2 protein-coding genes are annotated in these 3,725 nt (G+C 74.7%); one reads left to right on the top strand and one right to left on the bottom strand.

The annotated features are described in order from the left end of the window. Window positions 1-2,822 (bottom strand): nitrate- and nitrite sensing domain-containing protein (locus ACFXA3_RS38255; protein ID WP_385195233.1); only part of this gene is annotated, 2,822 nt, incomplete at its 3' end. A 361-nt stretch (window positions 2,823-3,183) separates the two neighbouring features. On the opposite strand from ACFXA3_RS38255, the gene ACFXA3_RS38260 reads away from it, so the two are divergent. Beyond that, the gene (locus ACFXA3_RS38260) at window positions 3,184-3,669 is read left to right on the top strand and encodes a hypothetical protein (RefSeq protein WP_385195235.1); all 486 of its coding nucleotides are present in this window, start codon (window positions 3,184-3,186) and stop codon (window positions 3,667-3,669) included. Window positions 3,670-3,725 lie beyond the last annotated feature (56 nt).

The raw sequence follows: 3,725 nt of genomic DNA on the forward strand, positions 1-3,725 counted from the left end.
CGGGGGGGGGGGGGGCGGGCGGGGGGGCGCCCCCCCCCCGCCCCGACCCGCGGGGCTACCCCCGCCCCCCCCCGCCCCGGGCCGCCCCGGCGGGGGGGGGGGGGCGCCGCCCTTCGGGGGCGCGGGCATCGGGCGGTTCCTTCGGGCGAATCTGGCTCCCCGTGCGTGGGGTCCCCGGTCCAGCGTGGCAGTTCACAGGGAAATGCACCCATCGGGCCACCGGCAGAGGCGGTACATGACCAGGCGATCCGCAGGCCGGCCGGCGTCCCGCCCGGCCGGGGGCGGGGGCGGGGGGGGGCCCGGGGGGCGCCGCGGGCCCGGGCCGCGGGGGCCCGGGGGCCCGGCTCCGCGGCCGGTGCGGACTTCGGGACCGCGGACACCGGGCGGGGCTGCACGCGGCGGCCGTGCTCGGCGACCAGCGTCGGGGTGGGCCTGCGCCGCGGGAGCGGCACGGCCCCCGGGGACCGGGCCCCGTCCGGGCGCGCGGCGCGGACCGCGTCGGGGCGGTGGCTGTCCAGCCGGACCGGGCCGGTGGGGGCCGAGGGCTCCCGGTCCGGTCCGCCCTTGCGGTCGGTGTACGCCCGGTCCGCCGGGCGCAGGCCCAGCAGGGCGCTGCGCGAGGTGCCGTTCGGCGGGGTCTCGTCGTCGAGGGTGGCCATCGCGGGGCGGCCGCCCGCGCCGGTGAGCCCGGCGATGCCGGTGCCGACCTCGTCCAGGGCGGCCTGGTCGTCGAGGCCGTCGAGCCCGAGCACGCCGAGCGGGGCCTCCAGTTCGACCGGGCCGCGCAGTTCGGGGGTGGCCGGCGGCCGGCCGGCCGGGGCGCGCTCCACGGCGGCCGCGGCGCGGGCGGGCCCGTGGCCGTTCCTGGCGCCCTGGCCGGCCCGGACCGCCTTGCCCTCGCCCAGGCGCAGGCCGGTGCCGTTGGTCTCGGGGGCCTCGGTGAGCAGGGCCGCGGGGAGGAACACCACGGCGGTGGTGCCGCCGTACGGGCTGGGCTGGAGGACGACCTTCACGCCGTGGCGCTGGGCGAGGCGGCTGACGACGAACAGGCCGAGGCGGTCGGTGTCGGAGAGCTCGAACTCGGGGGTCTCGGCGAGCCGGAGGTTCGCGTCGAGCAGCGCCTCCGGGTTCATGCCGAGACCGCGGTCGTGGATTTCGAGGGTGAATCCGTTGGCGACGCGTTCGCCGTGCACCTGGACGCCGGTGTGCGGCGGGGAGAACACGGTGGCGTTCTCGAGGAGTTCGGCGACGAGGTGGGTGACGTCGGCGACGGCGGGGCCCGCGATGCCCAGGCGCGGCAGTCGGCGCACCTCGATGCGCTCGTAGTCCTCGACCTCGGCGACGGCGGCGCGGACGACGTCCATGAGCTGGACCGGCTTGCGCCACTGCCGGGAGGGGGCCGCGCCGGAGAGGATCACGAGGCCCTCGGCGTGGCGGCGCATGCGCGTGGTCATGTGGTCGAGGCGGAAGAGGTCGGCGAGCTCCTCGGCGTCCTCGGTGCGCCGCTCCATGGTGTCGAGCAGGGTCAGCTGGCGGTGCAGCAGGACCTGGTTGCGGCGGGCCAGGTTGACGAACACCTCGGAGACGCCGCGGCGGAGTTCGGCCTGCTTGACGGCGGCCTCGACGGCGGCGCGCTGGAGGGTGTTGAGGGCCTGGCCGACCTGGCCGACCTCGTCCTTCTCGTACTCCAGGCGGGGGGCCTCGGTCTCGACGTCGACGTGTTCGCCGGCGGCGAGGCGGCGCATCACGGCGGGCAGCCGGACGCCGGAGACCTCGTGGGCCTCCTTGCGGAGCCGGGACAGGTCGCGGACGAGGTCGCGGCCGATGCGCACGGACAGCACGACGGAGAAGAGGAGGGCGATGAAGCCGAGGACGCCGGCGATGGCCGCCTGGACGAGGACGTCCATGGCGAGGGGTTCGACGCGCTTCTGGTAGCGGTCTCCGGCGGCGGTGCCCATGGTGGCGAGGTCGTCGAGGACCTTGTTCGCGGCCTCGTCCCACTGGGCGGCGGTGATCCGGGGGTTCTTGCCGGGGCCGCCGGTGATGAACCGTTCCTCCGCTTCGCGCAGCGGTTTGGTCTCGGGGCTGCTCCAGTACTGCTCGAACAGCTCGCGGTCGTCGGCGGGGAGGATCGCGAGGTTGAACTCGTAGAGCAGGGAACGGTTGGCGGCGAGGTCGGAGACGCGCCGGACGTCCGCGGAGCTGACGTTGCGGGCGGCGAGTGCCGCGGCGATGACGGCGTCCTCGCGGGACAGCGTCTCGCGGGCCCGGGTGATCCCCACGAGGGCGCGGCCCTGCTTGTCCATCTCCACGTTCTCCAGCGCGTGGAGGTTCATGAGGAAGTCGTAGCAGGGATCGACGAGCCGGCTGTAGAGCTCCAGGGCCTGGTTCGGGTCCAGGGTGCTCTGGTCGACGGAGCGGCGCAGCGCGCCGATGCCGCGGAAGGCGTCGAGGATGAAGTCGAGGCGCTGGGCGGCGGCGGGGGCGAGCTCGTCGGCGACCTCGGGGTCCTTGGCGTTCTTGCTGATGCGGTCGACGAGCTCGTCGGTGGCGGCGCGGCGTTTGGTGAGTTCGGCGGTGGCGGTGGCGGCGCGCGGGTCGCCGAGGACGACGAGGGTCTGGCGGCGTTCCTTCTGGATGACGCGGACGACGTCCTCGACGGGGTAGCCGACCTTGTCGATGACGTAGGCGACGTCGAGGAGTTGGACCGCTTCGCGGCCGGTGAGCACGGTCGCGAAACTCCAGAGGGCGGTGAGGGAGACGAGCGGCACAAGGAGCAACGCCACGATCTTCCGGCGGATGGACTTCCCGCGAAAGCGCATGGCCTCCCCAGCCTCCCCCAGCTCAACCCCGCTGTCGGGGGTCGGTGTTCCGTCATTTAAACGGCGTGAGCCTACTACTGCCGGGCTGCGGCTTCGAAGGCGTGTCCGGACGTTTTCGGCCGGGCCGCCAAGCGTAGATCATGAGTTGTCCGACACATCCGGTCAAGAGCGGCCCGTTATGTGGCAGATGACACTTGGTGGGGTGTCAGTTCCCGCAACCCGATGGATGGCTGGAATTCTTCGTTCCGGGATGGGCAGGTGCTGGGGAGGAGACCGGGATGAGGAGTCCGGGACACGGGAATCTCTCGGCGGTGTCGGACGTCTACCAGTTCGAGGGGACGAATCGGGGCGGGAGCGTGTGATGGGGATCCATGAGGACACGGGCGCGGTGGCGGGCGCGCCCGGGCGGTCGCTGTGGGAGGAAGAGCCGGCGAGGCGGCGCAGGATGCCCGACCCGGTGCGCGAGTCGGCGGTGCGGGCGGTACTGATCGTGGCGGTCACGCTGACCGGGGCGAGCATCGCGTTCTTCCTGATGCTCACCGGTTCCTGGCTGGCCCTGCCGATGGGCCTGTGCGCCATAGCCGGGACCGTGGTGGCCACGTGGGGCGTACTGGACGTGCTGATCACCCGGCAGATGTGGAACCAGCGGTACGGCGTGGTGTCGGTGCCGAGCAGTACGGCGCGGGACCGCCGGCGCGAGCGGCGCCGGGCCCGCCGGGAGGCCCGCTCGGAGGCGGGCCGCGGGACGGCCCGAATACCGCGGGGCGCCGAGGCCGCGGGCGTCCGCCCGGCCATGTGGCCGCCTCCCGGCGCGGACCGCGGCTACGGGGCGAGCTCGGGCCGGTAACGGCGACGACCGTGGCCCACCGGGCTCGGCGCACGGCCCCTGCCCAGCCTCAGGAC

The organism is Streptomyces sp. NPDC059456 (assembly GCF_042750055.1).
Classification (GTDB): domain Bacteria; phylum Actinomycetota; class Actinomycetes; order Streptomycetales; family Streptomycetaceae; genus Streptomyces.